This is a genomic window from Microbacterium sp. NPDC087868, assembly GCF_044900755.1.
In the GTDB taxonomy this organism is placed as follows: Bacteria; Actinomycetota; Actinomycetes; order Actinomycetales; family Microbacteriaceae; genus Microbacterium; species Microbacterium galbinum.
Map to the genome: position 1 here is coordinate 488,746 of NZ_JBJDNO010000002.1, position 26,261 is coordinate 515,006.

Annotated in this window: 25 protein-coding genes and 1 pseudogene; 17 read left to right on the forward strand and 9 right to left on the reverse strand. The window is 69.4% G+C overall.

Annotated elements, in window-relative coordinates:
• Nucleotides 1–30 precede the first annotated feature (30 nt).
• The 5 genes from ACI2JZ_RS07835 to ACI2JZ_RS07855 all read left to right on the forward strand — a co-directional run bounded on the left by ACI2JZ_RS07835 (nucleotide 31) and on the right by ACI2JZ_RS07855 (nucleotide 3,583).
• Nucleotides 31–1,359 carry an ABC transporter substrate-binding protein gene (locus ACI2JZ_RS07835; protein ID WP_247624221.1) on the forward strand — a complete coding sequence of 443 codons (1,329 nt, stop codon included), beginning with the start codon at nucleotides 31–33 and terminating at the stop codon, nucleotides 1,357–1,359.
• A gap of 209 nt (nucleotides 1,360–1,568) precedes the next feature.
• Nucleotides 1,569–1,805, forward strand: coding sequence for a 50S ribosomal protein L28 (gene rpmB / locus ACI2JZ_RS07840; RefSeq protein ID WP_017203559.1), 237 nt, complete (start codon nucleotides 1,569–1,571; stop codon nucleotides 1,803–1,805).
• On the forward strand, nucleotides 1,805–1,975 hold the full coding sequence (gene rpmG / locus ACI2JZ_RS07845; RefSeq protein WP_046014935.1) for a 50S ribosomal protein L33: 171 nt from the start codon (nucleotides 1,805–1,807) through the stop codon (nucleotides 1,973–1,975). Before rpmB ends, rpmG begins: the two co-directional genes overlap by 1 nt.
• Before the next feature lie 3 nt (nucleotides 1,976–1,978).
• Entirely contained in the window at nucleotides 1,979–2,284 is a 306-nt protein-coding gene (rpsN, locus tag ACI2JZ_RS07850; RefSeq protein ID WP_017829734.1) for a 30S ribosomal protein S14, read from the forward strand.
• Between the two features lie 474 nt (nucleotides 2,285–2,758).
• Complete coding sequence (locus ACI2JZ_RS07855) at nucleotides 2,759–3,583, forward strand: type IV toxin-antitoxin system AbiEi family antitoxin domain-containing protein (protein ID WP_404597116.1); 825 nt, start codon at nucleotides 2,759–2,761, stop codon at nucleotides 3,581–3,583.
• Nucleotides 3,584–3,760: 177 nt separating this feature from the next.
• Here the strand turns inward: ACI2JZ_RS07855 and ACI2JZ_RS07860 are convergent, their stop codons facing one another.
• The gene (locus tag ACI2JZ_RS07860) at nucleotides 3,761–4,588 is read right to left on the reverse strand and encodes an alpha/beta hydrolase (RefSeq protein WP_404597117.1); all 828 of its coding nucleotides are present in this window, start codon (nucleotides 4,586–4,588) and stop codon (nucleotides 3,761–3,763) included.
• Nucleotides 4,589–4,725: 137 nt separating this feature from the next.
• Between ACI2JZ_RS07860 and ACI2JZ_RS07865 the strand changes: the two genes are divergently transcribed.
• The 3 genes from ACI2JZ_RS07865 to ACI2JZ_RS07875 all read left to right on the forward strand — a co-directional run bounded on the left by ACI2JZ_RS07865 (nucleotide 4,726) and on the right by ACI2JZ_RS07875 (nucleotide 7,924).
• Nucleotides 4,726–5,307: a TetR/AcrR family transcriptional regulator gene (locus ACI2JZ_RS07865; protein ID WP_404597118.1), complete on the forward strand. Its 582-nt coding sequence runs from the start codon at nucleotides 4,726–4,728 to the stop codon at nucleotides 5,305–5,307.
• A gap of 196 nt (nucleotides 5,308–5,503) precedes the next feature.
• Nucleotides 5,504–5,791, forward strand: a complete 288-nt coding sequence (locus ACI2JZ_RS07870) for an HU family DNA-binding protein (RefSeq protein WP_247624225.1) — start codon at nucleotides 5,504–5,506, stop codon at nucleotides 5,789–5,791.
• 120 nt (nucleotides 5,792–5,911) lie between these two features.
• Nucleotides 5,912–7,924 carry a cytochrome c oxidase assembly protein gene (locus ACI2JZ_RS07875; protein ID WP_247633567.1) on the forward strand — a complete coding sequence of 671 codons (2,013 nt, stop codon included), beginning with the start codon at nucleotides 5,912–5,914 and terminating at the stop codon, nucleotides 7,922–7,924.
• Nucleotides 7,925–7,942: 18 nt separating this feature from the next.
• On the opposite strand, the pseudogene ACI2JZ_RS07880 reads toward ACI2JZ_RS07875, so the two are convergent.
• Together ACI2JZ_RS07880 and ACI2JZ_RS07885 are read right to left on the reverse strand one after the other, a co-directional pair.
• Nucleotides 7,943–8,795, reverse strand: a pseudogene (locus ACI2JZ_RS07880) (IS481 family transposase).
• A 114-nt stretch (nucleotides 8,796–8,909) separates the two neighbouring features.
• Complete coding sequence (locus ACI2JZ_RS07885; RefSeq protein WP_404597119.1) at nucleotides 8,910–9,980, reverse strand: hypothetical protein; 1,071 nt, start codon at nucleotides 9,978–9,980, stop codon at nucleotides 8,910–8,912.
• Nucleotides 9,981–10,095: 115 nt separating this feature from the next.
• On the opposite strand from ACI2JZ_RS07885, the gene ACI2JZ_RS07890 reads away from it, so the two are divergent.
• A complete protein-coding gene (locus ACI2JZ_RS07890; RefSeq protein ID WP_404597120.1) occupies nucleotides 10,096–11,490 on the forward strand; it encodes an ATP-dependent RecD-like DNA helicase in 1,395 nt (464 codons plus the stop codon).
• A 97-nt stretch (nucleotides 11,491–11,587) separates the two neighbouring features.
• Here the strand turns inward: ACI2JZ_RS07890 and ACI2JZ_RS07895 are convergent, their stop codons facing one another.
• Together ACI2JZ_RS07895 and ACI2JZ_RS07900 are read right to left on the reverse strand one after the other, a co-directional pair.
• Complete coding sequence (locus tag ACI2JZ_RS07895) at nucleotides 11,588–12,235, reverse strand: heme oxygenase (biliverdin-producing) (RefSeq protein ID WP_247624229.1); 648 nt, start codon at nucleotides 12,233–12,235, stop codon at nucleotides 11,588–11,590.
• Between the two features lie 54 nt (nucleotides 12,236–12,289).
• Nucleotides 12,290–12,604 (reverse strand): DUF2470 domain-containing protein, encoded by a 315-nt coding sequence (locus ACI2JZ_RS07900; protein ID WP_247624230.1) that lies wholly within the window; start codon nucleotides 12,602–12,604, stop codon nucleotides 12,290–12,292.
• Between the two features lie 98 nt (nucleotides 12,605–12,702).
• Between ACI2JZ_RS07900 and ACI2JZ_RS07905 the strand changes: the two genes are divergently transcribed.
• The gene (locus tag ACI2JZ_RS07905; protein ID WP_404597121.1) at nucleotides 12,703–13,986 is read left to right on the forward strand and encodes a serine hydrolase domain-containing protein; all 1,284 of its coding nucleotides are present in this window, start codon (nucleotides 12,703–12,705) and stop codon (nucleotides 13,984–13,986) included.
• 20 nt (nucleotides 13,987–14,006) lie between these two features.
• On the opposite strand, the gene ACI2JZ_RS07910 is transcribed toward ACI2JZ_RS07905, so the two are convergent.
• Nucleotides 14,007–14,231, reverse strand: a complete 225-nt coding sequence (locus ACI2JZ_RS07910; protein WP_247633572.1) for a multidrug transporter — start codon at nucleotides 14,229–14,231, stop codon at nucleotides 14,007–14,009.
• A complete protein-coding gene (locus ACI2JZ_RS07915) occupies nucleotides 14,215–15,585 on the reverse strand; it encodes an APC family permease (RefSeq protein WP_404597122.1) in 1,371 nt (456 codons plus the stop codon). The genes ACI2JZ_RS07910 and ACI2JZ_RS07915 overlap by 17 nt, the downstream gene beginning before the upstream one ends.
• Before the next feature lie 177 nt (nucleotides 15,586–15,762).
• Here ACI2JZ_RS07915 and ACI2JZ_RS07920 point away from each other — a divergent pair, with 177 nt between their 5' ends.
• Nucleotides 15,763–16,413, forward strand: coding sequence for an MIP/aquaporin family protein (locus tag ACI2JZ_RS07920; RefSeq protein ID WP_247957134.1), 651 nt, complete (start codon nucleotides 15,763–15,765; stop codon nucleotides 16,411–16,413).
• A gap of 161 nt (nucleotides 16,414–16,574) precedes the next feature.
• A complete protein-coding gene (locus ACI2JZ_RS07925; protein WP_404597123.1) occupies nucleotides 16,575–17,243 on the forward strand; it encodes a GPP34 family phosphoprotein in 669 nt (222 codons plus the stop codon).
• A gap of 13 nt (nucleotides 17,244–17,256) precedes the next feature.
• Here ACI2JZ_RS07925 and xylB read toward each other — a convergent pair whose 3' ends face one another.
• A complete protein-coding gene (gene xylB, locus ACI2JZ_RS07930; protein WP_404597124.1) occupies nucleotides 17,257–18,543 on the reverse strand; it encodes a xylulokinase in 1,287 nt (428 codons plus the stop codon).
• A gap of 8 nt (nucleotides 18,544–18,551) precedes the next feature.
• On the reverse strand, nucleotides 18,552–19,739 hold the full coding sequence (xylA, locus tag ACI2JZ_RS07935; RefSeq protein WP_247624237.1) for a xylose isomerase: 1,188 nt from the start codon (nucleotides 19,737–19,739) through the stop codon (nucleotides 18,552–18,554).
• Between the two features lie 120 nt (nucleotides 19,740–19,859).
• On the opposite strand from xylA, the gene ACI2JZ_RS07940 reads away from it, so the two are divergent.
• The 5 genes from ACI2JZ_RS07940 to araA all read left to right on the forward strand — a co-directional run bounded on the left by ACI2JZ_RS07940 (nucleotide 19,860) and on the right by araA (nucleotide 26,242).
• A complete protein-coding gene (locus ACI2JZ_RS07940; RefSeq protein ID WP_404597125.1) occupies nucleotides 19,860–21,032 on the forward strand; it encodes an ROK family protein in 1,173 nt (390 codons plus the stop codon).
• A 144-nt stretch (nucleotides 21,033–21,176) separates the two neighbouring features.
• Nucleotides 21,177–22,175: a LacI family DNA-binding transcriptional regulator gene (locus ACI2JZ_RS07945; RefSeq protein WP_404597126.1), complete on the forward strand. Its 999-nt coding sequence runs from the start codon at nucleotides 21,177–21,179 to the stop codon at nucleotides 22,173–22,175.
• Between the two features lie 202 nt (nucleotides 22,176–22,377).
• The gene (locus ACI2JZ_RS07950; RefSeq protein WP_404597127.1) at nucleotides 22,378–23,097 is read left to right on the forward strand and encodes an L-ribulose-5-phosphate 4-epimerase; all 720 of its coding nucleotides are present in this window, start codon (nucleotides 22,378–22,380) and stop codon (nucleotides 23,095–23,097) included.
• Nucleotides 23,094–24,722 carry a xylulokinase gene (locus ACI2JZ_RS07955; RefSeq protein WP_404597128.1) on the forward strand — a complete coding sequence of 543 codons (1,629 nt, stop codon included), beginning with the start codon at nucleotides 23,094–23,096 and terminating at the stop codon, nucleotides 24,720–24,722. Before ACI2JZ_RS07950 ends, ACI2JZ_RS07955 begins: the two co-directional genes overlap by 4 nt.
• Nucleotides 24,719–26,242: an L-arabinose isomerase gene (araA, locus tag ACI2JZ_RS07960; protein ID WP_404597129.1), complete on the forward strand. Its 1,524-nt coding sequence runs from the start codon at nucleotides 24,719–24,721 to the stop codon at nucleotides 26,240–26,242. Before ACI2JZ_RS07955 ends, araA begins: the two co-directional genes overlap by 4 nt.
• The last annotated feature ends 19 nt before the right edge of the window (nucleotides 26,243–26,261 follow it).

Below are 26,261 nucleotides of genomic sequence, written 5' to 3' on the forward strand. Positions count from 1 at the left end.
CGGCGATGCACCACCCGAGAAAGGTCAGAAATGCAGCATTCGAAGAAGAAGGCAGCCGGCGCGATCGCCATCGCGGCGCTCGTGCTCACGGGATGCTCCGCCGGTGGCGGAGACACCTCGACAGGGGGCGACGCCGCCGCCTGCACCCCGGCGGACGGCGACGTCACGCTCGAGTTCACGTCGTGGATCCCCGGGATCGAAGACGTGGTGAAGATCTGGAACGACGAGAACCCCGAGATCCAGGTGAAGGTGCAGACCGGCCCCAACGGGAACGGCGGCACGTACCAGAACTTCTTCAACCAGCTCCAGGCGGGCGACGCTCCCGACCTCGGTCAGATCGAGTACGACGCCCTGCCGAACTTCCTCGTGCAGGACGGCATCGAAGACCTCAGCGCCTGCGAAGACGTCGTGGCCGCGGAGGGCGACTTCGTCGACTGGGCCTGGGGGCAGGTGACGCTCGGCACCGAGGGCGTCTACGGCATCCCGCAGGACATCGGCCCGATGGCGCTGTTCTACCGCGCCGACCTGTTCGAGCAGAACGACATCCCGATCCCCACCACGTGGGACGAGTACCGCGAGGCCGCGGTGCAGATCCGCGCGCTGGGCGGCTACATCACCAACTTCTCGCAGTCCGACATCAACCAGTTCGCCGGCTTCGTGTGGCAGGACGGCGGGCAGTGGTTCTCGAGCGATGACGCCGGCTGGACCGTCTCGCTCGACGGCGAGCAGTCCGTCTCGGTCGCCGACTACTGGCAGGGTCTGCTCGACGACGACCTCGTCGCCACCGTCCCGGCCTGGACCGACGAGTGGAACAACGCCTACAACTCGGGCGAGGTCTGGACCTGGAACTCCGCCGTCTGGGGCGCGAACTCCATCTCGAGCGGTGCCCCCGACACGGCCGGCAACTGGGCCGTCGCGCCGCTCCCGCAGTGGAGCGCGGGTGACTCCGTCGCCGGAAACTGGGGCGGATCGTCGACCGCGGTCCTCAAGGGAAGCGAGCACGTCTACGAGGCGACGAAGTTCGCGCTGTGGCTGAACACCTCCGAGGAGGCGCTCACCGCTCTCGCCGAGGCCGCGAACCTCTACCCGGCCACCACCGCCGGCCTGAAGCTGCCGGTCTACGCCGACGGCGTCGACTTCTACGGCGGACAGAAGATCTACGACGTGTTCGCCGAGGCGGCCACGCAGGTGTCGCCGGACTTCGTGTGGGGCCCGACCATGACGCAGACCTACGCCGACGTCTCCGACGGTTTCAAGGGTGCGGTCAGCGGCAGTGGCACCCTCGCCGATGCGCTGAAGGACGCGCAGACCTCCACGGTCGACGCCCTGAAGTCGGCATCGATCCCGGTCACCGAGTAGGTTCTCCGGTTCTCGAAGGCCCGCGGGTGCTCCGGCATCCGCGGGCCTTTCGGCGTTATCGGCATCCCTTGGCGCTGTGATAGCATTGGCGATTGTCTGTGCACACTCCTGTGCGCAGTTCGCATGCTGTTCGTCCCGAGGGGTGGATGGCGTGCAGACAAGGGATCTTGGGTGGGGCCGTCCGGCCTCACGGTATAGAAGGAGTCATCATGGCAGCAGTGTGCCAGGTGACCGGAGCTGTTCCCGGTTTCGGTCACAACGTCTCGCACTCGCACCGCCGGACGAAGCGTCGCTTCGACCCGAACGTGCAGAAGAAGACCTATTTCGTTCCGTCGCTCGGTCGTAAGATCACGCTCAACGTGTCCGCCAAGGGCATCAAGGTGATCGACGTCCGCGGCATCGAGAACGTGGTCAAGGACCTCCAGGCGAAGGGTGTGAAGCTCTAATGGCCAAGAAGGCTCAGGACGTACGTCCGATCATCAAGCTGCGTTCGACGGCGGGTACGGGTTACACGTACGTGACCAAGAAGAACCGCCGCAACACCCCCGACCGCCTCGTGCTCAAGAAGTACGACCCGGTCGTCCGCAAGCACGTCGAATTCCGAGAGGAGCGTTGATCAATGGCTAAGAAGAGCAAGATCGCTCGCAACGAGCAGCGCAAGGTCATCGTCGAGCGTTACGCCGAGCGTCGCGCCGAGCTGAAGAAGACCCTGGTCGACCCGAACGCCACCGACGAGGCCCGCGAGGCCGCACGCGTCGGCCTGCAGAAGCTGCCGCGCAACGCGTCGCCGGCTCGCGTGCGTTCGCGCGACGTCATCGACGGCCGCCCCCGCGGTGTCCTCACGAAGTTCGGCATCTCGCGTGTCCGCTTCCGTGACATGGCGCACCGTGGCGAGCTGCCCGGCGTGACCAAGTCCAGCTGGTAAGTAGCATTCTCGGTCCCTGAGCTCGTCTCGGGGTCCGGAAGGGGCGAGGATCTTCGGATCCTCGCCCCTTCTGTGTGTGTGGGGGTGCGTCGTGCGCGTCGGGGAGGAGTTCTCGCCCTCTGCAGGATCGCTTCCGGCATCCGCTCCTGCAAAGCGAGAGTTCTCCTGCGCTATCGGTGCCCGCTGGTCTCAGCGAGCGCAACTCACGTGCCCCATGTCGGGTGCTTCACGCCGCGCTACCCTGACGCTCCCCCTGCACGGCCCTGACTCCCTCCCCCTGCACGGCCCTGACTCCCTCCCCCTGCAACGGAGGAGATCTCAGGCGTGAGGGCCCGCGGAGGAGGAATTGCCCCTGCGCAAGGAGAGTTCTCCTCCCGGGGAGCGCTTCTGCACAGCTGGCACAGTGCTCGGCTCAGTCCACAGCATCCGTCATCTGGGCGCCGAAAGCTGGTCGGGGCGGCGCAGGATCGACGGATGGATGCTCTCGCCGAACTCTCCCGCCGCGGAGGAATCGCCCGAACCGCCACGCTGAACGCCGCAGGCGTGAGTGCCCATTCGCTGCGCCGCGCGCGAGAGCGCGGCGACGTGCGCACGATCCGTCGTGGATGGGTTGCTCTTCCGGATGCCGACCCGCGCGTCGTCGGAGCGATCGAACGCGGCGTGATCCTGGGGTGCGTCACCGCGGCTGAGCGCCATGGGCTGTGGGTGTCCGAGGTCAGTGCGCTGCACGTCGTCGCGCCGAGGCATGCGGGGCGCGTCGTCGTGCCGTCCCGCGTGGTCGTGCACTGGTCGAGACCCGTGGTTCCGCGGTCGCCCGACACGACCGTCGACGATCTCGTGAACTCGCTCGCCGTGGTCGCACAGTGCCAACCGTTCGAGACGGCTCTGGTCATCTGGGAATCCGCGATGAACAAGGGGCTCGTCGATGCTGCGCGGCTGCGCGGCCTCGATCTCCCGGCCGCCGCGCGCGCAGTGCTCGAGCAGGCTCGGCCATATGCCGACTCGGGGCTCGAGACGATCTTCCTTTACCGGCTGCGGTGGATGTGCCTGCCGATGATCCCCCAGGTGTGGATCATCGATCGGCCGGTCGATCTGTTGATCGGCGAACGCCTGGTCGTGCAGATCGACGGGGGCACGCATGTCGGGGCGCAGCGCGCTCGCGACATCGCCCATGACGCTCAGTTGGTGCTTCGCGGGTACACGGTGCTGCGGTTCGGGTATGAGCAGGTGATGGAGCGCTGGTCCGAGGTTCAGGCGGTCATCATGGAGGCGGTCGCGCAGGGGAAGCACCGTGCCTGACGCCATCGGTGGTCGACGAGCCTGCCCGCAGCGGAGGAGATCTCGCGTTCTGCAGGACGAGAATCAGAATCCTGTCCTGTAGAACGCGAGATCTCCTCCGTTCGTGCGGGTGCGGGTGCAGGTGCGGGTGCGCGTGCGGGTGCGGGAGCCGCCCAACGGGGTGCGGAGCCGCACCCCTCACGCCACGGATGCCTCGGCGTGCTGCACCGCCCAGGCGAGGGCGTGGTCGGCGATCTGCTCCCAGCCGTCCTGGCTGACGAGGCGGTGGGTGCGTCCGGGGTACTCGATGTAGTCGACGATCGCGGGGCTGCCCGAGGCGCGGTACTTCTTCTCGATCGCCCGCACGATGGCCGGCGGCACGACGTGGTCGATCTCGCCGGCGATGAGCAGCAGCGGAGCACGGTCGGCGCGGGCGTAGTCGACGTGCGTGACGCCGCCCTTCTCGTTGAGCACCGAGGTCACGCCCTCGAAGAACACCCGGTTGTACGAGTTGACCGCGTACTCCTCCCACAGGGCGTCGGATGCCGCGTGCGACAGGTCGTTGCCGAAGGTGAAGTGGAAGTGGCGCTTCGAGAGGGGCTTGGCGCCGTTGCGCCTGAAGGGGTTGGAGAGGATCGGGGTACCGGTCCAGAGGGTCGAGAGGGGGAGGGCGGTGACGCCGGCGGTCTGTCCGGGAGCGACGCCCACGTAGGCGGCGCCGAGGCCGCGGTCGGCGAGCATCTGCGTGAGCACGCCGCCGAAGGAGTGGCCCATGATGATCGGCTTGACGGGGAGTGCGCGGATGATGCGCTCATAGTTGTCGGCGATCTGCTTCAGGCCGATGCCCTTGAGGGCCGAGGGGTCGCGGCGGATGTCGTCGACGGTGCGGTCGTCGATGCCGGGCCATCCGGGAACGATGACCTCGTGGCCCTGTGCGCGGAAGCGCTCGGCCCACGTGTCCCAGCTCTTCGGGGTCATCCAGAGTCCGTGGATGAGGACGATGGGGGTCTTGTCGGTGCTGTTCATGATCTTCTCCTGTGTTCGGTCCTGCGGGGTGGAAGTGCGTTACGCTGATAGTAGACCGAACGTTCTATCTACCGCAAGGTATTCCCGAGAATCGAGAAATCGCCGAACGGATGCCACGATGAGGGGGAGGACCCACCATGAGCACCGACACCACGAAGCGCCTGAGCCCCGCCCGCGCACGCCTGATCGAGGCCGCCACGCGCCTCTTCTACGAGGAGGGCATCCACGCGGTCGGCGTCGACCGCGTGATCGCTGAGGCCGAGGTCACGCGCGCCACGCTGTACAAGCAGTTCGGCGGCAAGGAGAACCTCGTGCTCGCCTACCTCGAGAACGAGGATCGGATGCTGCGCGACATGTTCGCCGAGGCGGGATCCGCCGTCACCGACCCCACGCGGCTCATCGACGCCGTCATCGACGGCATCGTCGCCGACATCCGCCTGCGGCACACCCGCGGCTGCCCGTTCATCAACGCCGCAGCCGAGTACCCCGACGGCGAGGGACCCGTACGCGCGATGATCGACGAGCACCGCGAGTGGTTCCGGAGCACGCTCGAACAGGTCGCCGGAGCGGCCGGTCTCGAGCGGCCGGCCGAGGTCGCGGCCTCGCTCGTGCTGCTCCGCGACGCCGCTCTGGTCGGCGGATACCTCGACGGAGACGACCGTGTATCGCCCGCTTTCGAGCGCACGGCGCAGGCCGTGATCGCGGCGCACCGGCCCTGAAAAGCGTCGGGATACGCCCGAAAACCTGTGACTGGAGTGACAAAAGTCGTGCAACACGCCCAATAAATGACCAAAACCCGCGAAATGACGCGGAAATGGGGGTGGTCATTGATACATTCAAGGCGGTCACTCGACCAGGGGCATCCGCTCCGATCCACACAACGATGCGACGAGATCCTCGTCGCTGGAGGATGACATGGCTGACAAGTCCATCACCAAGACCGAGCTCGTCGCGAGCATCGCCAGCGCCACCGGCCAGAGCCAGGCCACCGTCTCGGGTGTCCTCGACGCGCTGTTCTCCACGGTCTCCGACGCCGTTGCCAAGGGCAGCAAGGTCTCGATCCCGGGCTGGATCTCGTTCGAGCAGGTCGACACCGCCGCTCGCACCGGCCGCAACCCGCAGACCGGCGCCGAGATCAAGATCCCGGCCGGCAAGCGCGTCAAGGTGACCGCTGGTTCCAAGCTGAAGGCAGCCGTCAAGTAAGACGCTTCCTGTCGAAGGCCGCCGCCCCTCGGGGTGGCGGCCTTCTGCGTCCCCGGCAGAGAGCCTGCAGCATCCAGCGCCACGTCAGCCGGCACGGATGCCGCGGCTTAGGCTGGAGGGGTGAACACCCGCGCCGCGACGACCCGATCGAGCGCGTCGGCCTACCGCCTCGCCGGCATCGGAATCCTCGCCGTCGCCGCGATCGTCGGCGTCGTCGCCGCGCTGATCGTCGGCGGGGGAGCGGCACCCCTGCTGCTGCAGGATCCCGGCCCCTTCGTCATGTGGGCCACCCCGATCGTCAAGCTCACGATGAACGTCGCGGCCGCCGCGATGCTCGGCTCGCTCGTGCTCGCCCTGTTCGCGCTCAAGAGCGGCGAGAAGCCGTTCGACACAGCCCTCAACATCGCCTCGATCGGGGCGGCGGTCTTCACGATCTCGGCGGGATTCACCGCGTTCCTCACGTTCATGGCCGCGTTCAACCCGCAGCTCAGCATCGAGCGCGAGTTCGGCGCACAGCTCGGCCGCTACCTGCTCGAGACGGCCCTGGGTCAGTCGTGGTTGATCACGACCATCTTCGGCTCCGTGATCACGGTGCTCGCCTTCGCCTGGCGCACGTGGACGCCGACGCTCATCACGGCGCTCCTGGCCGCGGCATCCTTCCTCCCCCTCGCCACGCAGGGGCACTCGGGCGATCTCGCCGGCCACACGGTCGCGGTCAACTCGATCCTGCTGCACACGATCGGCGCCGCGGTGTGGCTCGGCGGTCTGCTGCTGATCGTGCTGCTGCGCGGACGCGACGGCGTCGACGGTGCGCAGCTCGTGCGACGCTACTCGTCGCTCGCGATCGCCGCGTTCTTCGTCGTCGCGATCTCGGGCGTCGCCCGCTCGGTCGTCGCCCTCGGCGACTGGAGCCAGCTCGCGACGCCGTACGGCGCGATCCTGCTCGCCAAGGTCGTGCTCCTGGGCGGTATGGGCCTGCTCGGCGCCTGGTACCGCGCGCGTCTGATCCCCAAGCTCGACGGCCCCCGGGCATCCGCCTGGTTCTGGATGCTGGTGCTCTGCGAGGTCGCCCTCATGGGGCTCGCCTCGGGGGCTGCCGCGGCCCTCGCCCGCACGCCCCCGCCGACCGGTGAGGAGGCCGCGTTCGCGCAGACCCCCGCCGAGGTGCTGACCCGCTCGAACGTGCCGCCGGAGTTCACCCTCGACCGTTGGTTCACGTCATGGGACCTCGACATCCTGTGGCTCGTCGCCGCCGGGTTCGGGCTCTTCCTCTACATCGCCGGCGTCATCCGTCTGCAGCGGCGCGGCGATCGCTGGCCGATCCACCGCACCGTCTTCTGGGTGCTCGGGATGCTGCTGCTCGTCTGGGTCACCTGCGGCCCGATCAACGCGTACCAGGAGTACCTGTTCAGCGTGCACATGCTCGGGCACATGATGCTGTCGATGGCGATCCCGCTGCTGTTGGTGTCGGGTGCCCCGGTGACGCTCGCGCTGCGCGCGATCCACAAGCGCGACGACGGCACGCGCGGCGGCCGCGAATGGATCCTCTGGGCGGTGCACTCGCCGTTCTCGAAGGTGGTCACGCATCCGTTCGTCGCGGCGGGCATCTTCATCCTGTCGCTGTGGGCGTTCTACTTCACCGACCTCGTGCGCTGGTCGATGTTCGAGCACCTCGGGCACGAGTGGATGGTCATCCACTTCCTCATCTCGGGGTACCTCTTCGTGTTGACGCTCATCGGCGAGGACCCCATCCCGTACCGCCTGCCGTATCCGGGCCGGCTCATCACCCTGATCGCCATCATGGCCATGCACGCGTTCTTCGGCGTCGCGATCATGATGCAGGAGGGCCTCATGGTCGCCGACTGGTTCGGCTCGATGGGCCGCACCTGGGGACCCGACCCGATGGACGATCAGTACATCGGCGGCGGCGTGGCCTGGTCGATCGGCGAGATCCCCACGCTCATCCTCGCCATCACCGTCGCGATCCAGTGGAGCCGCAGCGACACCAAGCTGCAGAAGCGCCGCGACCGTCACGCCGACCGCACCGGAGACGCGGAGCTCGAGGAGTACAACGCCAAGCTCGCCCGCATCGCCGAGCGCGACCGCCAGAACGCCGAGGCCGGGCGCAGCTGAGCCGGAGCCACCCGCCGACTAGCTGTGATGTCCAGGCAGGTTGTTGAGCCTGCTGATGGGTGGGGCTCCGATGGCGGAGTGGCGCCTGTGATGATTGTAGAAGTGCATCCAGGCGGGTAGTGCTGCTCGCCGTTCGGTCTCTGATTCGTAGAAGCGTGCGTATGCCCAGCCGTCGGCGAGGGTGCGGTGGAATCGCTCGATCTTTCCGTTCGTTTGCGGACGGTAGGGGCGGGTTCGTTTGTGGCGGATGCTGAGCTCTGCGCAGGCGTCGGCCCAAACGTGTGAGCGGTAGGCGGATCCGTTGTCAGAGAGCACGCGCTCGACGGTGACGCCGCGCTCGGCGAACCAAGCGACCGCGCGGCGTAGGACACCGATCGCGGTGGCTTGCTCTGCTGGCGGGTGAGGAACTTGTGCCCGCCGCCATCGGGGATGTTGCCGAACTTGGTTACGTCGACGTGGATCATCGACCCGGGTAATCGTGTTCGTAGCGGCGGATCGGCTCCCCGGTGACCCGGTCGATGCGGCTGAGCCTGTTGATGCGACACCGCACCAACACGGCATGGACAGTCGAAGCCGGGAGACCGAGCTCGCCGGCGATCTGCGCGGGTCCGAGCCGGCGCCGCCACCGCAACTGCCTGATTCTCTTGACCGTTTCCGGCGCCGTCTTCGTGGGCATTGCGCGTGGACGGCTGGACCGATCACTCATCCCGGCGATGCCCTCAGCGCGATACCGGGCAGCCCATTTGCGGGCCGTGACGGGCGAGACCATGAACATCTTCGCCGCGACCACCGCCGCCCACCGGTCATCGACAATCAGCCGAGCCAACCGGAGGCGAGCACGCGGAGTGAGAGCAGCGTTAGCGTGGGACACGAAGGCCTCCTGTTGTGAGAAGCGGTTCCTAGACAGCTCCACTCCATAACGGGAGGCCTTCACTCATCGACAGATCAACCGCGATTCACGCAACAACGTCCCTGGACATCACAACTAGCCGGCCGGGGTGTCCTCGGGCGAACCGACGCGGATCGACGCCGTGCCGTCGGCGAGGATCACGATCGTCCCGTTGACCTGGAACGGCACGTCCTCCGACACCGTCTGGATCGACCCGTCGAACAGGGAACGGATCTCGACCTCGACGTGGGCCACGGCATCCGTCGGCGGAATCCGCCACTGCGAACCGTCGGGCTCGACGGTCACCGTCGGCTGCGTGACGATCGACCACGCGGGCAGCGTGGCGATGCGGTTCTTGACCTCCATGCCGAAGGGGCAGGCGGTCGGCTGCAGCACCTCCTGCGAGGTGCAGCTCGTCAGATACTCCTCGACGCGCTCCTGCACGACCGAGAGGAACTCCTCGGTGGGCGTCGTCTGCACGTCGAGCGGGGTGGTGGCCAGGGGCGTGTCGGCGAGCACGCCGATGCCCGACGACTCCGAGATGGCGGTGTCGACCGTCACCGCGTACAGGCCCGGGGTGAAGACGAGCAGCGGCAACGGATCGAGGGGAGCGGCGTCCGTCCCTGCGGCCGAGACCTGCCGTCGGTCGACCGCGAAGCCGTTGACCGAGAACTGGTCGGCCCCGCGGAGCGTGAGATCGACGACCGCGAGCGGGCTGTCGTCGAACCGCCAGCGCGGGGCCACGCCCTCCCAGCCGTCCTGGGTGACCGTGAACGTCGTCTTTCCGGGGTGACCGGAGGCCGAGTAGCCGACGGTCACCGCGAAGCCGTCGTCGACGGCCTTCTCGGACTCGATGCGCACGTCGGTGAGCGGAGCGAGCGCCGCATGGCGCAGCAGGGCCTCGGATGCCGTGGGCGAGAGTCCCGCGTCATCCAGGGTCTCGCGATCGACGGCGACGCCCGGAACGCGCAGTGCGTCGGCGGCGCGGCCGGAGGACAGCAGGTCGAGGTAGCGGGTGACGAACGCGGACGGACTGTAGTAGTCCTTGTAGAGCACGGCTCCGCCGGCGCCGAGGGCCGCGACCAGGACGATGCCGACGAGGGCGAGGATCGTGAGATCGACCCCCACGCGCGCGCGCTTGCGCGCCGAAGACTCCACCCCGTCCATGGGGTCAGTCTAGGGAAGCGTCCTGGGACGAAGCCGAGCGCCGACACCTCGCGTCGCGCGGCGAGCCGTAGCATGGTGGGGCGCCCGCATCCGTCCGTCTTCCTCTGCGAGAACCGTGTCCCTTCCTGCCCTGTCCGAAGAACAGCACGAGCTCTTCCGACTCATCGAGGACACGAACGAGCACGTCTTCATCACCGGGCGTGCGGGCACCGGCAAGTCGACGCTGCTGCAGTACTTCGCCTGGAACACCAAGAAGCAGATCGCGATCTGCGCGCCGACCGGCGTCGCGGCCCTGAACGTCGAGGGGCAGACGATCCACTCGCTGTTCCGGCTGCCGATCGGCCTCATCGCCGACGGCGACATCGATCAGAACGACGCGACCCGGCGCATCCTCAACGCGATCGAGACGCTCGTCATCGACGAGATCTCGATGGTCAACGCCGACCTCATGGATGCCATCGATCGTTCGCTCCGCCAGGCGCGCGGGCGTCGGGGCGAGCCGTTCGGCGGGGTGCAGGTCGTGATGTTCGGCGACCCGTATCAGCTGGCGCCCGTGCCGCCCCGCGGCGACGAGGCCCGCTACGTCAAGGACCACTACCGCTCGTTCTGGTTCTTCGATGCGCACGTGTGGGCCGGCACCGGCGGCGGCGAAGGCTCCTCCGACCAGGACGGGCTGTTCGCCGTCGACACCCGTGCCGAGCTGCACGTGCGAGAACTCGTGCAGATCCACCGGCAGTCCGATGACGGCTTCAAGGCGATGCTGAACGCCGTGCGCTACGGGCGGGTCACCGCCGAGATCGCGGGCGTGCTCAACACGCAGGGCGCGCGTACCCCTCCCGACCCCGAGCCGGGGGAGGTGCCGATGATCACCCTCGCCACCCGAAACGACATCGTGAACGGCATCAACAGCCGCCACCTCGCCGCTCTCCCGGGCAAGGAGCAGACCGCGCGGGCGGAGGTCAGCGGTGACTTCGGCCGCGGCGAGGCGTCGCTGCCGGCGGAGTCGGAGCTCAAGCTCAAGGTCGGCGCGCAGGTCATGTTCCTGCGCAACGACACCGCCATGTCGGGGGAGCCGCCGCGGTGGGTCAACGGCACGATCGGCACGGTGCTGCGCATTCTCGGCGGTGCGGTGCGCGTCGACATCGACGGCGAGGAGGTCGACGTCGAGCCGGCGGTCTGGGAGCGTTTCCGGTACGCCTACGACCAGAACACCAAGAAGCTCAGCCGTGACGTGGTGGCCGAGTTCACGCAGTTCCCGCTGCGGCTGGCGTGGGCGGTCACGATCCACAAGTCGCAGGGCAAGACCTACGATCGCGCCGTGATCGACCTCGGATCCGGGGCGTTCGCGCCCGGGCAGACGTACGTCGCGCTGAGCCGCCTCACCTCGCTCGACGGCCTCTACCTGTCGCGTGCGCTGCGCCCGAGCGACATCCGCGTCGACGAGGACGTGCGGCGGTTCATGCGGGAAGCCTGGATCGCGCGTTCGACTCCCGAGCTCCCGAAGGCCTGACCCTTCGTCTCGCTGCGCTCGCTCAGGGGCCGGTTCCGAATGAGACCCGGTTCCGGAGCGAGGAGCGCAGCGACGAGACGAAGGGCGCCCCAAGGACTTACGCCGCGGCGCGGGCCCGGTCGAGGTCTTCGAAGAGCTCGGTGTTGAAGCGGTAGGCGAGCAGCACCTCGTCGATGACGCGCTCACGCTCGGCCTCGTCCCACGGGGCGGCGTCGAGCTGCTCGCGGTAGACGTCCTTGAAGGCCGCCGGGTCGGCGATGTCATCGAAGAGGTAGAACCCGATGCCGTTGGTCTCGAAGCCGAAGCGGCGCGCCATCACGCGGCCGATGAAGATGCCGCCCGAGAGGTCGCCGAGATAGCGGGTGTAGTGGTGGGCGACGAATCCGCCGGCCCAGGTCGCGCCGACCTGGTTGATGCGCTCGACGTAGCGCTGCGTGGTGGGCAGCGGCACGATCTGAGAACGCCAGTCGGCGCCGAGCAGGAACTCGAGGTCGGCCTCGAGCGCGGGCAGTCGCGTGAGCTTGTCGCTGATGAAGACGGTGGCCACGGGGTCCTGGCGCATGCGGTCGCCGGCACCTTCGAGCGCCTCGTAGATGAAGTAGTGCTGGGCGACGAGCGAGATGTAGTCCTCGCGGGAGCCTTCGCCCTTCAGGAGGTCGGACATGAAGCCGGCGGTCTCGCTGCGGGAGTGCGATCCGGACGAGCGCTCGCGCAGGGCGGCGGAGAAGGAGAGGATCTCGGGCATGCCTTCAGTGTAAGGGCAGCCTTACCTTTGGCGAAACCCTGTGACGACCCCGGATCAGGCGTGCGGACGGGGCTCGATGCCCAGCCTTTCGCAGGCCGCGTCGTAGAGCGCGACGATCTCCCGACGAACCTCGGGACGCTCGGTGATCGATCCGCCCGGCCACGCCACGACGAGCTCCGTGGTCTCGCCGGCACGGGTGACCTGCCAGGTGCCGCCGTCGCCGTCGAACGCGGTCATGACGGCATCCGTCACCTCGGCATCCGATGCCGTCGAGAACGCACGGGCGATGAGCAGGTTGTCGTCGGTGTGGTCGTCGTTCATGTGGTGCAGGACGGCGGCGGTCACGGCGTCATCGAAGATGTGGGGCACCAGATCACCATAGAACGTCGGCGGATGCCGAGGGCTCGATGTCGTCTTTCAGGCTCGGCGCTCTAGAATCGGGAGACACATCTCCGGGGGTTTCCTACATGCAGCTTCTCTCGTCGCGCCGCTGGCGCGCCGCCGCGGCCAGTGCGGTCGTGCTCGGACTCGTCCTCACCGGATGCACCTCCGAAGACAGCTTCACCTACGAGCCTCCGGCGCAGGTCGACGGCGCTCTGCCCGACGACATGACCGCGCAGATGCAGGAAGCCGTCGACAACGCGATCCGCGCGTCGGGCTCGTCGGCCGCGATCGTCGGGGTCTGGGCCCCGTGGAGCGGCCAGTGGGTGACGGGCGTCGGCTCGCAGGAGCCCGGTGGTGAGACTCCGGTCGATGTCGACATGTCGTTCCGCATCGCCGATGTCACGCGCCTCATGACGTGCGATGTGCTCTACGCGCTCGCCGACGAGGGCACCGTCGACCTCGACGGCGCCGTTCCCGACTACGTGTCGGGCGTGCCCGACCTCGAGGACGTCACCCTCCTCGACCTCTGCAACGGCACCTCGGGCCTCGGGTCGTCGGAGGAGAAGATCAAGGCGGAGTGGCTGAAGACCCCCGACCGCGTGTGGGCTCCGCTCGAGCTGGCCGGCTTCGGCCTCGCCGCTCCGCGCACTCCCGTGGCGACGACGTACCGCGACTCCGACGCCGGGTACCTGCTGCTCGGCCTCGCGCTCGAGCGCGCCTCCGGGATGTCGGCGTCGCAGTTGATCGCCGAGTACGTGACCGAGCCGCTCGGCCTCGCGAACACGTCGCTCCCGCCCTCGACCTCCGCGACGCCGTCGACCGGCGACGTGCTCCAGGGCCACTACCTGAACCCGGTCGAGGGCGGCTTCGCGTGCAGCGCCCCCGTCGACATCACGAAGATGTCGTCGAGCTCGGGGTTCACCGATTCGGGTGCCGTCTCGACGATCGCCGACCTCGGTCGCTATGCGCAGGCCGAAGCCCGTCAGGTGCTGCGCACGAAGGAGGAGCCCGACCGCTTCGCCGCGCCGCTCCCCGCGTTCGACGGTGCGGAGTCCTGGTACCAGGCCACGGGCGGCGCGTTCCTGGTCGGTTCGATGGTCGGTCAGCACGGGTGGACGCCCGGGTACGCGACCGCCGCGTACTCCGACCCGGCGAGCGGATTCACCGTCGCCGTGGTGCTGAACAACTCGACCGCGGGGGCGGGTATCGCGCAGTCCCTGGCCTGGGAGCTCGCGGCCATCGGCTCGAAGGCTCCGGCCGCCGACGGCCAGACCGCTCCCGATTTCGGTCTGCCGTTCACCGCCGAGCAGTATCGCGAAGCGGTCAACGCGGCAGCACTGCCGTGCGTCGAGCCGCCCGTCGAGTGATCTGAGCCCGAGAGCCGGGGCTACTCGCCGTCGGCTTCCGGCATCCCCGGGCCGGCGCCGGGTCGAACCTCGGCGTCGTCGCGGATGTCGATGCGCGTCGTGCCGTCGTGCTCGCTCACGTCGATGCGGGGAGCGGCATCCGCCTCGGTCGACTCGGGGGCCGACGTGAGCTGGTCGTGACGGTTCGCTTCGAAGTCCTCGCCGTCGTTCGCGCCGTCGTTCGCGGTGTCATTCTGCGTGCTCATGGCTGTTCTCCTCGGTGGGGTGGTGGGTGGTCGTGTCGGCGCGTCGTCGCGCGAGGCGGGTGAGCAGGAAGAGCACGGCTCCGACGGCCAGCAGGACGGCGCCGAACAGCCAGACCTCGGGGCTCTGCTGCGTGAAGAGCAGGATGCACGACAGGATGCCGAGCACGGGGACGAACGTCCACACCCGGAAGTGCGGATGGTCGACCTTGTCGCGACGCAGCACCAGCACCGAGACGTTGGCGCTGAGGAACACGATCAGCAGGAGGAGCACGACCGTCGCGGCGAGCGTCTCGAGGTCGCCGACGAGGGTGAGGCCCATCGCGACCAGCGTGGTGACGAGGATCGCGACCCATGGCGTCTTGCGCTTCGGCAGCACACGCGAGAGCACGTCCGGCAGCAGCTTCTGCTCGGACATGCCGTAGGTCAGGCGACTGACCATGATCATCGTGAGCAGTGCGCCGTTGGCGACGGCGATGAGGGCGATGAGGCTGAACAGCCAGGAGGGAATGCTGGCCCCGGCGGCCTCGACGACCGCGAGCAGGGGGCCGGAGGACTCCTGCAGCTCGGAGGCCGGCAGGGCGATCGAGCTCGCGAGACCGACCAGCACGTAGACGACGCCGGCGGTGAGGAGCGAGGCGAACAGTGCGCGCGGGTACGTGCGGCTCGGGTTCTTGACCTCTTCGATCATGTTCGCGGAGGTCTCGAAGCCGACGAAGGAGTAGTACGCGATCACGGCGCCGGCGAGCACGGCGAGTGCCGCGGGGGTGCCCTCGGGCGTCTCGACGACGCGGGAGGCATCGCCCCCGCCGCCGAAGAAGAACACCGAGACGACGGCGATCACGATGACCAGACCGCTGAGCTCGACGGCGGTCATGACCAGGTTCGCTCCGAGGGATTCTCGGATGCCGCGGGCGTTGAGAAGCGCGACGACGGCGAGGAAGGCGATCGCCACGGGTGTCGTCGGCAGGTCGATGAAGGTGCCGAGGTAGTCGCCGGCGAACGCGATCGAGAGGCCGGCGGCGCTCACGACACCGGCGGCGAGCATGCTGAAGCCGACGAGGAACGAGACGACCGGACTGCGGAACGCCCGCTCGGCGAAGACCGCGGCGCCTCCGGCGCGCGGGTACTTCGTGACGAGTTCGGCGTACGACCCCGCGGTGAGCAGCGCGAGCAGGAGTGCGACGAGCAGCGGTGCCCACAGCATCCCGCCGACCTTCTCGGACAGCACGCCCATGAGCGCGTAGATGCCGGCACCGAGGACATCGCCCAGGATGAAGGCGAACAGGAGCGGACCGGTGATCGCCCGCCGCAGTCGCGTCGGGGCTTCGGCCGCCGGGGCCTTTTCGGTTGTCATCCTCGGAACACTAGGGGCGCGGCATCCGTTCGGCGACGGGCTTGACAGGGTGATATTCGTTCAGCGATTTCTCAGGAATGCCGCGCGTCGCGCGACACGCCCGGGGGAGGTGCCGATAGTTTTCAGCCGGCGGTCCGGGGGGATCGCGCACCACCAGACTCGAGAAACGGGATCTCCATGACCGGTACGGCACGCAAGGCGGTCGCAGAAGCGCTCGCCACCTTCCTCTTCGTTCTCAGCATCATCGGCGCGGTGAACAGCGGCAGCGCGCTGACCCCGCTCGCGATCGGCTTCGCGCTCGCCGTGCTGATCTTCGCGACCGGGCACATCTCCGGTGCCCACCTCAACCCGGCCGTCACGGTCGGTGTCTTCGTGCGCGGCGGCCTCAGCGTCGCCGACCTGATCGCCTACATCGTCGCCCAGGCCATCGGTGGCGTGCTGGCCGCGCTCGTCAGTGCCGTCTGGTGGGCGCCCGAGAAGGAGGCCATGGTCGTGCAGGTCGGCCCGGCGTTCCTCGTCGAAGCGATCTTCACGTTCTTCCTCGTCTACGTCGTGCTGAACGTGGCCACGGCCAAGGGAACCGCGGGCAACTCGTTCTACGGCCTCGCGATCGGTGGCGTGGTGTTCGTCGGTGCGACGACGGTCGGCTCGATCTCGGGCGGCGGCTTCAACCCGGCGGTCGCGCTCGGCCTCTCGGTCAGCGGTCACTTCGCCTGGAGCTCGCTGTGGCTCTACATCGTCGCTCCGATCGTCGGCGGCGCCCTCGCGGCCCTCGCGTTCCGTCTGCTCAACAGCGACGACGTGAAGAAGATCGCCGCGGCCGAGTAACTCGGGGCGGGCCCTTCGTCTCGCTGCGCTCGCTCAGGGACCGGAAGAAACCCGGTTCCTGAGCGAGGAGCGAAGCGACGAGACGAAGGGCCCTACCCCCTCGCGCAGCATCCGCCTCACGGGGGATGCGGCGGACGGATGCCGCGGCATACCGTGAGGGCATGCTGATCGTCGAGGAACTCCACCTGCTGCTGCTCCGGCCGGATGGCCGGGTCGAGTCGAGCGTGAGCACCAATCGCCTGTTCGGTGAGGTCGCGGCCGTGATCGTCGACCTCGTGCTGCATCATCGCGTGACCGTGGGGGAGGGCAAGAACCCCGCGATCACGATCGTCTCCGCCGAGCCGACCGGGCATCCGGTGCTCGACGCCGCGCTCTCCCGCCTCGCGCCGGTGAACGGCAAGAGGCTGCAGTCGCTCGTGATGCGGTCGAAGCTCGATCCTCTCGACGAGGTCGTCGAATCCCTGGTCGCGCAGGGGGTTCTGGCGCGGGGTGAGCGGGGTTTCTTCGGGTGGGGCGCCGAGCGCACTCCCGAGTCCGATCCCGGTCCCGAGACGCTGCTGCGTTCGCGTCTCGCCGCCGTGATCGCGGGAACGCTCGCGCCGACCCAGGCCGATCTCGCGCTGCTCGCGATCCTGCAGGGGATGAATGCGGCGCATCCGCTGCTGCGCGACGAGGTGGGCCCGATCTCGTCGGGTCAGCTCAAGAAGCGCATCGAGCAGCTCACCGAGGGCAGTCCGACGGGCGATGCCGTGTCGCGCGCGGTCACCATGGTCATCTCGGCCGCGATGATGGCCGCGATGACCCCGGTCTTCGTCGCGACGATCACCTGACCCTGCCCGCGGGTCAGCCCAGGACGGATGCCGCCTGCCGGGCCATGCCGACCGCGACGTACTCCGCCGCCTCCGGCACCTCGACCGGCAGCCCGAAGACCAGCGGCGCGATCTCCCGCACGGCACGGGACTGAGCGCCGCCGCCGACGAGCAGCACCCGATCGAGAGGGATGCCGAGCTCGCGGAGCGCGTCGAGACCGAAGCGCAGCCCGCCGAGCATCCCCTCGACCGCGGCGCGCGCCAGGTTCTCGCGCGTCGTCGAGGCGAGCGTCATGGCGTTCAGGCTCGCGGTCGCCTCGGGCAGGTTGGGGGAGCGCTCGCCCTCGAAGTACGGCACGAGTTCGAGACCGCCCGCTCCGGGCGACGCCTCCAGCGCGAGGGTGCTCAATCCGTCATGGTCCACGTCGAGCAGGCGCGCGATCACGTCGAGCACGCGTGCGGCATTGAGGGTGCAGACGAGGGGCAGGTAGCCGTCGGCGGCATCCGCGAAGCCCGCCACGATCCCGCTCGGATCGGCGACGCCCCGGTCGGTCATCGCGAAGATCGTTCCCGAGGTGCCGATCGACACCACCACGTCGCCGGTCCGGGCACCGACGCCCAGGGCGACGGCGGCATTGTCGCCGGCACCGGGCGCGACGCGCCGGCCCGCTGCGTCCGCCACCGATTCGCGGGCGCCGAGCACCCGCGGCAGCACGGCGTCGTGGCCGAGCGCGGCGACGAGAAGTTCGCGGTCGTACTCCCCGGTGCGGGGATTCCAGTAGCCGGTGCCCGAGGCATCCGATCGGTCGGTCACCAGCTCGCCGAGGTCGGGCCGCTCGGGTCCGAAGCCGCGCAGGCGCCAGGTGAGCCAGTCGTGCGGCAGCGCGACGGCGGCGACCCTGGCGGCATTGTCAGGTTCGTGATCGCGCAGCCAGCGCAGTTTCGTGATCGTGAACGACGCCACCGGTACGAGGCCGGTGCGATCGGCGAGGACGGATGCCCCGAACTCGCCGATCAGATCGTCGGCCGCCTGTGCGGAGCGGGTGTCGTTCCACAACAGCGCATCGCGGATGACGCGGCCCTCGGCGTCGAGCGCGACCATGCCGTGCTGCTGACCGCCGATAGCCCACGCCTCGATGTCGTCGAGGCCCCCGGCATCCGCGATCGCCTGCTGCAGCGCGACCCACCACGCCTCGGGATCGACCGACGTACCGTCGGGGTGAGGGGCGCGGCCGGAGCGCACGACGGCACCCGTCACGGAGTCGACGACGACCACCTTGCAGGACTGGGTCGAGGAGTCGACCCCGAGGACGAGTGCCATCGCCGGACTCAGCGGGCGCCGAGCAGGTGCTCGGTGGCGAGCTGCTGCAGACGCACGAAGCCGAATCCCTTGCCGCCGAGGTACGCGTTCGCGTCGAAGTCCTCGTAGGCCGCGCGGTCGGCGAGCAGGTCGTCGTAGCTCTCGCCCTCGTTCAGGGTGGGCGTCGAGAGTTCGGCGACCTTCGCGGCGGCGAGTGCCTCCTGCACCTCGGGGTCGGCGCGGAAGGCCGCGGCGCGCTCCTTGAGCAGCAGGTAGGTGCGCATGTTGGCGGCGGCGCTGTCCCAGACGCCGGTCTCGTCCTCGGTGCGCGACGGCTTGTAGTCGAAGTGGCGGGGGCCGTCGTAGGCCGGAACCCCGCCGGGGCCGCCGTTCTCGAGCAGATCGACGAGCGAGAACGCGTTGTGCAGGTCGCCGTGACCGAACACGAGGTCCTGGTCGTACTTGATGCCGCGCTGACCGTTGAGGTCGATGTGGAAGAGCTTGCCGTGGTACAGCGCCTGGGCGATTCCGGCGGTGAAGTTGAGGCCGGCCATCTGCTCGTGCCCGACCTCGGGGTTGACGCCCACGAGCTCGGGGCGCTCGAGGGAGTCGATGAACGCGATCGCGTGGCCGAGCGTCGGCAGCAGGATGTCGCCTCGGGGCTCGTTGGGCTTGGGCTCGATCGCGAAGCGGATGTCGTAGCCCTTGTCGGTGACGTAGTCGCCGAGCAGGTTGACGGCCTCGCGATAACGCTCGAGAGCTGCGCGCACGTCCTTCGCCGAGTCGTACTCGGCGCCCTCGCGGCCACCCCACATCACGAAGGTCTTGGCTCCGAGCTCGGCGGCGAGGTCGAGGTTGCGCAGCACCTTGCGCAGCGCGAAGCGGCGCACCTGGCGGTCGTTCGAGGTGAAGCCGCCGTCCTTGAAGACGGGAGCGCTGAAGAGGTTTGTGGTCACCATCGGCACCACGACACCCGTGTCGGCGAGCGCACCCTTCAGGCGGTCGATCTGGGTCTGGCGCTCGGCATCCGTCGATCCGAAGGCGAACAGGTCGTCGTCGTGGAAGGTGAGGCCGTAGGCGCCGAGCTCCGACAGCTTCTCGACGGCGTGCACGACGTCGAGCGCCGGGCGGGTGGGGCCGCCGAACGGGTCGGTGCCGTTGTAGCCGATGGTCCAGAGTCCGAACGAGAACTTGTCGGCGCGGGTGGGGGTGGGCATGATCGCTCCTCTGCGAGTGCTGCGGTGGTCTGCGGGGCCGGGGCGGATGCCGCGGCGCAATAAGTTGTGATTCACAACATAACCGATGACAGGCCGCATCCGCACCCCTAAAGTGGGAACGTGCCCCGTGACCTGACCACCCCGCGCTCCCGCGAAGCGAACCTCGCGCGGATCCTGTCGATCGTCCATCACGACGGCGCCCAGTCGCGATCGGCCCTCACCGAGGCCACCGGGCTCAACCGCTCCACGATCGCCGCCCTCGTCTTCGAACTCGCCGCCGCGGGACTCGTCGACGAGCGCCCGCCGGAATCCTCGTCGCGCGCCGGCCGCCCCTCGCCGGTGGTCGCGCCCTCGGCATCCGTCGTCGCGATCAGCGTGCACCCCGAGGTCGACGCGGTCGAGATCGCCGCCGTCGCCCTCGACCGCCGCATCGTCGTGCGCGAGCGCATCGTCAACACGGCCACCCCGACCGTCGCCGAGGTCGCCGCGCTCGTCGCCGCCCGGTTGGCGCACTGGCAGACGGATGCTCTGCTGCACAGCACCGTGATCGGCATCGGCGTCGCCGTGCCCGGGCTCGTGCGCACCGCCGACGGCGTCGTGCGCAACGCCCCGCACCTCGCCTGGACCGATGAACCTCTCGCCGCGCGGATCGAGGAGCTCACCGGCATCCGCACCGCCGTCGACAACGATGCGACCCTCGGGGCGCTCGCCGAGCACCTCTTCGGCGCCGGCCGCGACATCGACGAACTCGTCTACCTCAACGGCGGCGCCTCGGGCATCGGCGGCGGGCTCGTGATCCACGGACGGGCCGCGACCGGGGCGAACGGCTACGCGGGGGAGTTCGGTCACAACCGCCCTCGCATCGACGACGACGCCGACCGACGCACGTCCGACGGGGTGCTCGAAGAAGAGGTGAACCGGCGGCATCTGCTGGCGCTCCTCGGCCTCGACGATGCCGACGACGCCGCGCTCGCCGCAGCGCTCGACGAGGCAGCCCTCCCCGCTGCCGAGGCCGAGGTCGCTCGGCAGGCCCGGGTGCTCGGCAGCGCTCTCGCCAACGCGGTGAACGTGCTGAACCCCGCAGTCGTCGTGCTGGGCGGATTCCTCGCGCTGCTCGACGACGCCGAGCACGACACCCTCGTGGCCGAGGTCTCGCGACTCGCGATGAGCGAGAGCGCCGAGGTCGTCGAGCTGCGCACCGCGGCCCTCGGCTCGGACCGGCTGCTCGTCGGCGCGGCCGAACTCGCGTTCCGCCCGCTGTGGACCGACCCCCTCGCCGTCGTCGCGGGGTAGTCGGGCCGGAGTCATGCCCGAAGCCGCGCGTACCCAACTCAGGACAAACTGCGGATTCGGGCCCCAAACCGGGGCTTTCGGATGCGTTTCGGCCCGAGTGTCCTGAGTTAGGGAGGGGATGCCGCGCCGCCTAGACTCCTCGACGTGGTGGACAACAGTGGGCGGCCGGTCGGAGTGCGCGATGTCGCCGCGCTCGCCGGAGTGTCTCGGCAGACCGTCTCGCGGGTGCTGAACGAGCATCCGGATGTCGCCGACGCCACGCGCGAGCGGGTCGAGAAGGCGATGGGCGAGCTCGGCTATCGCATGAACAACGCCGCCCGCGCCCTGGGCACGCGCCGGTCGCGCACGCTCGGGATCCTCGCCTCCGACGCCCTGCAGTTCGGTCCCTCGCGCAGCATCGCGGCGATCGAGGCATCCGCCCGCGCCGCCGGGTACTGGGTGAGCGCGGCCTTCGCGGATGCCGATGACGCGGCGTCGGTGTCGGCCGCGGTCGATCACCTCGTCGCCCAGGGGGTCGAGGGGATCCTCGTCGTCGCCCCGCACGCCCGCACGTTGCGGATGCTCGACACCGTCACGGTCGGCGTTCCGATCGTGACCCTCCACTCGGCCGGCCACGATGCGCGCGGGGTCGGCGTCGACCAGGTCGCCGGTGCGCGGTTGGCGGTGGGGGCGCTGGCGGATGCCGGGCACACTCGCATCGCCCACCTCGCCGGACCCGCCGACTGGCTCGAGGCGGAGTCGCGTGCCGAGGGGTTCGCGGCCGAGCTCGCGGCCCGGGGGCTGGAGTCCGTGCTCACCGTGGTCGGAGACTGGACGGCGCGCGCCGGGTTCGAGGCGGCGCAGGCGCTGCGCGACGCCGGAGCCACGGCGGTGTTCGCCGCGAACGACCAGATGGCGCTCGGCCTGATCGGCGCGCTGCACGCGGCAGGGGTCGCGGTGCCGGGGGAGATCAGCGTCGTCGGCTTCGATGATCTGCCGGAGGCGGCGTACGCCTGGCCGCGGTTGACGACGGTGCGGCAGGACTTCGACGAGCTCGCACGGCGGGCGGTCTCGGCGGTGATCGCGGGGGATGCCGCAGCATCCGCGGAGTCGATCGTGCCCGAACTCGTGGTGCGCGACTCGATCGCGGCCCCGTCGGTCTGAGGCGTTTCTCGGGGACCCGGCGCGCGTGGCGGGAGGAGATCACGCGCAATGCAGGAGCGGATGCCGCAAGCGGTCCTCCGTTGCGTGAGATCTCCTCCCGAAGGTGCGGCCGCCCGGCCGCTTGACCGCGCCACCGACCCGGCCGTAGGCTCTCCGTGACACGAACTGTGACCGGTCACAGTCAAACCCACGACGAGGTGCCATGAGCGACGACGCCCCCCGATACGCCCCTGACATCCAGGCGGCGATCGACCGCACCCGCGCCGATGTCGCCCGCCTGCACGGCGAACTCGTGCGCAACGGCCTGGTCGTCTGGACCGGTGGCAACGTCTCGGGCCGTGTGCCCGGAGCCGACCTGTTCGTGATCAAGCCCTCGGGCGTGAGCTACGACGATCTCGCGCCCGAGAACATGATCCTCTGCGATCTCGACGGCACCGCGATCCCCGGCGTCCCTGGCAGCGAGCGGAGCCCCTCGAGCGACACCGCGGCGCACGCCTACGTCTACCGCCACATGCCCGAGGTCGGCGGGGTCGTGCACACGCACTCCACGTTCGCGGTCGCCTGGGCGGCGCGCGGTGAGGAGATCCCCTGCGTCATCACGGCGATGGCCGACGAGTTCGGCGGCCCGATCCCGGTCGGCCCGTTCGCGATCATCGGCGACGACTCGATCGGTCGCGGCATCGTCGAGACGCTCAGCGGTCACCGCAGCCGTGCGGTGCTGATGCAGAACCACGGGCCGTTCACGATCGGCGTCGACGCGAAGGATGCCGTGAAGGCCGCGGTCATGGTCGAAGACGTCGCCCGCACCGTGCACTACGCCCGCGAGGCCGGCCCGGTGATCCTCCTCCCGCAGGAGGCGATCGACCGTCTGTTCGACCGGTACCAGAACGTGTACGGCCAGAGTGCGGACGCCCGCCGATGACCCTTCGTCGGAGCTCAGGGACCAACGCCGAGATCATCGCGCGCAACCGCACCGCCCTCGGCATCGAGCTCGGATCGACCCGCATCAAGGCCTGCCTGATCGACGCCGACACCGCCGAGGTGCTGGCGACCGGGTCGCACACGTGGGAGAACAGCTTCATCGACGGCCGCTGGACCTATCCGCTCGAGGAGGTGTGGTCGGGGCTGCAGGAGGCGTACGCCGCACTGGTCGACGACGCGCAGGAGCGCCACGGCATCCGCCCCTCCTCGTTCGGGGCGATCGGGATATCGGCGATGATGCACGGCTACCTCGCCTTCGACGCCGACGGCACTCTGCTCGTGCCCTTCCGCACCTGGCGCAACACGAGCACGGGCGAGGCCTCGGCCGAGCTCACCGAGGTTCTGGGCGTGAACATCCCCCAGCGATGGTCGGTCGCGCACCTGCACCAGGCCTCACTCGACGGCGAATCCCACGTCGCCGACGTCGCGTCGATCACCACCCTCGCGGGCTACGTGCACGAGCGCCTGACCGGTCGTACCGTGCTCGGAGTGGGGGATGCCTCGGGCATGTTCCCGATCGATTCCGCCACGATCGACTACGACGAGCGCCTGCTCCAGGCCTACCGCGATCACACCGGTCGCGACCTGCGCCCGCTGCTCCCGGCCGTGCTCCCGGCGGGGGCGGATGCCGGCGCCCTCACCCCAGAGGGGGCCGCGCTCCTCGACCCGACCGGCGCGCTCCAGCCCGGTATTCCGCTCTGCCCGCCGGAGGGCGACGCGGGCACCGGCATGGTGGCGACGAACTCGGTCGCCCCGCTCACCGGCAACGTCAGCGCGGGCACGAGCATCTTCGCGATGGTGGTGCTCGAGAAGCCGCTGCCCACCGTGCACGAAGAGCTCGACCTCGTCACGACGCCCGCCGGCGCGACGGTCGCGATGGTGCACTGCAACAACGGCGCGAGTGAGCTCGGCGCCTGGGCGGCGCTGTTCCACCGGTTCACGGTCGCGAACGGGCAGTTCGTCGACGAGGATCAGGTCTTCGCCACCCTGTTCGCCGAGGCGCTGCAGGGCGATCCGGATGCCGGTGGCCTGCTCGCCTACAACCATCTCGCGGGCGAGCCGGTGGTCGGACTCGACCAGGGCCGCCCACTCTTCGTGCGCACCCCGGATGCCTCCTTCACCCTCGCGAACGTGATGCGCGCGCAGATCTACGGCGTCTTCGGCACACTCGCCCTGGGCATGCGGATCCTCGCCGACGACGGCGTGCGGATCGAGCGGATGTTCGCCCACGGCGGCCTGTTCCGCACGGCGGGTGTGGCGCAGCGCTTCATCGCCGCGGCCCTCGACACCCCGGTCGACGTCGGCGATCTCGCCGCCGAGGGCGGGGCGTGGGGAATCGCGGTGCTCGCCGCGTACCTCGATCAGGCCGACCGAACGCTCGCCGCCTATCTCGACGAAACCGTCTTCGCCGGGGCATCCGTCACCACCGCCGAACCCGACCCGACCGACGTCGCCGGGTTCGCCGCCTACCTCGACCGCTACCGCGCGGGCCTCGCCATCGAGGCCGCCGCCATCACCGCCCTGCCCACGCAGGAAAACAGCAAGAACCCGAAGGACGCCTCATGACCCGCACCCCGCTGACCACGTCGCTCGACGGCTACGAGGTCTGGTTCCTCACCGGCAGCCAGCACCTCTACGGCCCGGAGACCCTCGCCCAGGTCGCCGCGCAGTCGCAGGAGATCGCCGGCATCCTCGACGCGGCCGACGACGTGCCGGTGCGCATCGTCTGGAAGCCCGTGCTCACCGACTCCGACGCGATCCGCCGCATCGCCCTCGACGCGAATGCCGACGACCGCGTGATCGGCGTCGTCGCCTGGATGCACACGTTCAGCCCCGCGAAGATGTGGATCACGGGGCTCGACAGCCTGCGCAAGCCGCTCGCGCACCTGCACACCCAGCACAACGTGGCGCTGCCGTGGAGCGAGATCGACTTCGACTTCATGAACCTCAACCAGGCCGCGCACGGCGACCGCGAGTTCGGGTACATCCAGACGCGCCTCGGCATCCCGCGCAAGACGATCGTCGGTCACGCGAGCGACCCGCGCGTACGCGCCGAGCTCGCGACCTGGCAGCGCGCTGCGGCCGGCCTCGCGGCGGCGCGGTCGCTGAAGCTGGCCCGGTTCGGCGACAACATGCGCTTCGTCGCGGTCACCGAGGGCGACAAGACCGAGGCCGAGCTGCGCTTCGGCGTGCAGGTCAACACCTGGGGCGTGAACGACCTGGCGGATGCCGTCGCCGCCGCCTCGGATGCCGACATCGACGCCCTCGTCGCCGAGTACGAAGAGCTCTACGCGGTGGCCCCCGAACTGCGTCGCGGGGGCGAGCGCCACCAGTCCTTGCGCGACGGGGCGGCGATCGAGATCGGACTGCGCTCGTTCCTCGAGGAGGGCGGTTTCGGTGCGTTCACGACCTCGTTCGAAGACCTCGGTGCGCTGACGCAGCTGCCGGGTCTCGCGGTGCAGCGCCTGATGGCCGAGGGCTACGGCTTCGGCGCCGAGGGCGACTGGAAGACCGCGCTGCTCGTGCGCGTCGCGAACGTGATGGGTGCGGGTCTGCCCGGCGGCGCGAGCCTGATGGAGGACTACACCTACGACATGACCCCGGGCGACGAGGTGATCCTCGGGGCGCACATGCTCGAGGTCTCACCGTCGCTGTCGTCGAAACAGCCGACGCTCGAGGTGCATCCGCTGGGGATCGGCGGCAAGGACGACCCGGTGCGCCTCGTGTTCACGGCCGACCCGGGCCCGGCGGTCGTGGTGGCGCTGTCCGACATGCGCGACCGGTTCCGCCTCACGGCCAACGTCGTCGAGAACGTCGAGCCGACCGCGGCGCTGCCGAAACTCCCCGTGGGCCGCGCCGTGTGGAAGCCGCAGCCCGACTTCCCGACCAGCGCCGCCGCCTGGCTCACCGCCGGAGCCGCGCACCACACCGTGATGTCGACGGCCGTGGGCATCGAGGCGTTCCGCGACTTCGCCGAGATGGCGGAGGTCGAACTGCTCGTGATCGACGACACGACCCGCCTGCCCGAGTTCCAGCAGCAGGTGCGCTGGAACCAGGCCTACCACCGCCTCGCCCAGGGCCTGTGACCCGCCCGCACAAGTAACG

Bases quoted from the DNA above. Each gene is read 5' to 3' on its own strand.
- ACI2JZ_RS07855 (WP_404597116.1), top strand. From the start codon at position 2,759: ATGGATGCTCTCGCCGAACTCTCCCGCCGCGGAGGAATCGCCCGAACC.
- ACI2JZ_RS07895 (WP_247624229.1), bottom strand. From the start codon at position 12,235: ATGCCCGAGATCCTCTCCTTCTCCGCCGCCCTGCGCGAGCGCTCGTCC.
- xylA (WP_247624237.1), bottom strand. From the start codon at position 19,739: ATGCCCACCCCCACCCGCGCCGACAAGTTCTCGTTCGGACTCTGGACC.
- ACI2JZ_RS07865 (WP_404597118.1), top strand. From the start codon at position 4,726: ATGAGCACCGACACCACGAAGCGCCTGAGCCCCGCCCGCGCACGCCTG.
- ACI2JZ_RS07910 (WP_247633572.1), bottom strand. From the start codon at position 14,231: ATGAGCACGCAGAATGACACCGCGAACGACGGCGCGAACGACGGCGAG.
- araA (WP_404597129.1), top strand. From the start codon at position 24,719: ATGACCCGCACCCCGCTGACCACGTCGCTCGACGGCTACGAGGTCTGG.
- ACI2JZ_RS07925 (WP_404597123.1), top strand. From the start codon at position 16,575: ATGCTGATCGTCGAGGAACTCCACCTGCTGCTGCTCCGGCCGGATGGC.
- rpmG (WP_046014935.1), top strand. From the start codon at position 1,805: ATGGCCAAGAAGGCTCAGGACGTACGTCCGATCATCAAGCTGCGTTCG.
- ACI2JZ_RS07835 (WP_247624221.1), top strand. From the start codon at position 31: ATGCAGCATTCGAAGAAGAAGGCAGCCGGCGCGATCGCCATCGCGGCG.
- ACI2JZ_RS07950 (WP_404597127.1), top strand. From the start codon at position 22,378: ATGAGCGACGACGCCCCCCGATACGCCCCTGACATCCAGGCGGCGATC.
- ACI2JZ_RS07885 (WP_404597119.1), bottom strand. From the start codon at position 9,980: ATGGACGGGGTGGAGTCTTCGGCGCGCAAGCGCGCGCGCGTGGGGGTC.
- ACI2JZ_RS07920 (WP_247957134.1), top strand. From the start codon at position 15,763: ATGACCGGTACGGCACGCAAGGCGGTCGCAGAAGCGCTCGCCACCTTC.
- ACI2JZ_RS07905 (WP_404597121.1), top strand. From the start codon at position 12,703: ATGCAGCTTCTCTCGTCGCGCCGCTGGCGCGCCGCCGCGGCCAGTGCG.
- ACI2JZ_RS07955 (WP_404597128.1), top strand. From the start codon at position 23,094: ATGACCCTTCGTCGGAGCTCAGGGACCAACGCCGAGATCATCGCGCGC.
- xylB (WP_404597124.1), bottom strand. From the start codon at position 18,543: ATGGCACTCGTCCTCGGGGTCGACTCCTCGACCCAGTCCTGCAAGGTG.
- ACI2JZ_RS07870 (WP_247624225.1), top strand. From the start codon at position 5,504: ATGGCTGACAAGTCCATCACCAAGACCGAGCTCGTCGCGAGCATCGCC.
- ACI2JZ_RS07860 (WP_404597117.1), bottom strand. From the start codon at position 4,588: ATGAACAGCACCGACAAGACCCCCATCGTCCTCATCCACGGACTCTGG.
- rpmB (WP_017203559.1), top strand. From the start codon at position 1,569: ATGGCAGCAGTGTGCCAGGTGACCGGAGCTGTTCCCGGTTTCGGTCAC.
- ACI2JZ_RS07915 (WP_404597122.1), bottom strand. From the start codon at position 15,585: ATGACAACCGAAAAGGCCCCGGCGGCCGAAGCCCCGACGCGACTGCGG.
- rpsN (WP_017829734.1), top strand. From the start codon at position 1,979: ATGGCTAAGAAGAGCAAGATCGCTCGCAACGAGCAGCGCAAGGTCATC.